We start from the raw sequence: 1118 nt of genomic DNA on the forward strand, positions 1-1118 counted from the left end.
GTACATCTGAATGACATTATTACCAGCAACTTCTCTATTAGGAAAGCAGGATTTAACAGAAATACAACAAAACAGAGAGATCAAATGCGGTCACTCAGCGGGCAAAAGCAAAACGGGCAACCCGATTGGCTGCCCGTTAACGATCTTTTTTGAACAAGTGGAAACTTAGAACCAACGCTCGAGCGCGGATTTATCTAAGTGACGGAAAGCACGGTTTAAGGTATGCGCCAACTCTTTGTAGCGAGGTCGGGATTTAAGCGGTTCTAATGCCGAACCACTTTCGACAATTTTCTGATGCAATTCTCGATACCACGTGGCCAGTGCCGGTGGCAGTTGAGTATTGGAACGATGACCTAACCACCACATTCCTTGCAAAGGCAAACTCAGTGCAAATAAAGCCACGTACAACATCGCTTGAGGCAGAGCTTGATAATTGTTGAACGCCATTTGAGTCAGGACACTGATGGCCGCTATCGCAGGCATCACTTTAATACCAAAACGCGTCGCTTTGATAATCCTTTGCTCAGGAAGATTGCGCTCAGCTCTTTGCGCATCGGCCAAGTATCCATGTACTTTTGCCCATCTCTCAGACTGTGGGCAAGTCCGACTTATTGTTCATACTGACTCTCTCTAAAAATTAGATTGAAGAATTTCAACTGAAAACGCAAAAAATTGATGAAAGTTAATATTCTTTCAAATTTTTTTTGTTTATCATTGCTTATTATCGCTATCCTTTGCAGACCCTCAATCTCATTGTTGCTGTTATTTACAATTTAAGCAACTCTGAAGACCTTCTGCAATGGATCGCAAAGTGGTGATACGGGTTCACCTCTCTCTTAGAAATACGGAAATTGAAAGTTTTTGACCAAGATTAGTGTCGCAGCTTTGGTTGCATCGTCTATTCTTGTGAATGATTTTTCATCCTTACTGATTTTAATCAGACGAATAACAGGTAGTCACACATGTCTAAGCTAGTTTTAGTTTTAAACTGCGGTAGTTCTTCTCTTAAAATTTGCTGTTGTTGATGTGAGAATGGTGCAGAGCACTCTTTCAGGTCTTGCTGAATGTCTTCACCTTCCTGAAGCTCGCATCAAGTGGAAACTTGATGGTAAGCACGA

At 41.8% G+C, this 1118-nt stretch carries 2 pseudogenes; one reads left to right on the forward strand and one right to left on the reverse strand.

From position 1 onward, the window contains the following. Positions 1–165: 165 nt before the first annotated feature. Positions 166–569 (reverse strand): annotated as a pseudogene (gene yfbV, locus CIK04_RS29130) (terminus macrodomain insulation protein YfbV). 393 nt (positions 570–962) lie between these two features. On the opposite strand from yfbV, the pseudogene CIK04_RS29135 reads away from it, so the two are divergent. Next, positions 963–1118 (forward strand): annotated as a pseudogene (locus CIK04_RS29135) (acetate kinase); the annotation flags it as partial.

The organism is Vibrio sp. 03_296 (assembly GCF_002265885.1).